Origin of the sequence: Streptomyces composti, assembly GCF_012034205.1 — a bacterium.
GTDB classification, from domain to species: domain Bacteria; phylum Actinomycetota; class Actinomycetes; order Streptomycetales; family Streptomycetaceae; genus Streptomyces; species Streptomyces composti.
Genome location: NZ_JAATEM010000095.1, coordinates 1 through 392, shown reverse-complemented (window position 1 = coordinate 392; position 392 = coordinate 1). Strand labels below are relative to the sequence as shown.

1 protein-coding gene is annotated in these 392 nt (G+C 75.0%); it reads right to left on the bottom strand.

Annotation, left to right across the window (positions count from 1 at the left end; genetic code table 11):
- Positions 1–392, bottom strand: a 392-nt coding sequence (locus HCJ93_RS29090) for a CurL C-terminal domain-containing protein (protein WP_167998810.1), incomplete at both ends; no start/stop codon positions are given.

Below are 392 nucleotides of genomic sequence, written 5' to 3'. Positions count from 1 at the left end.
CTCCCGGTCTCGTCGGGCGCGATGCCCTGCACGAGGTGGGGTGAGGGCTCCCCCTGAGCGAGGGCGTCGAGCGCGGCGGTGAGAGCGTCGGGGGTCTCGGCGACGACCACGGCGCGGTGCTCGAACAGGGCGCGCCCGTTGACGAGCGTGTCGGCGACGGCTGCGGTGTCCAACTCGGGCCGCTGCTCGACGTATTCGCGGAGCTGCCGTGCCTGGTCGCGCAGCGCGTCGGCGGTCCGGGCCGAGATCACCCACGGCACGACGCCCGAGACGGCGGGCCGGCCCTGGTCGAGGGCGATGGGGGACTCTTCGATGATGGCGTGCGCGTTGGTGCCGCTGACGCCGAACGAGGAGACGCCGGCCCGGCGAGGCCGGTCGGTCTCGGGCCAGGC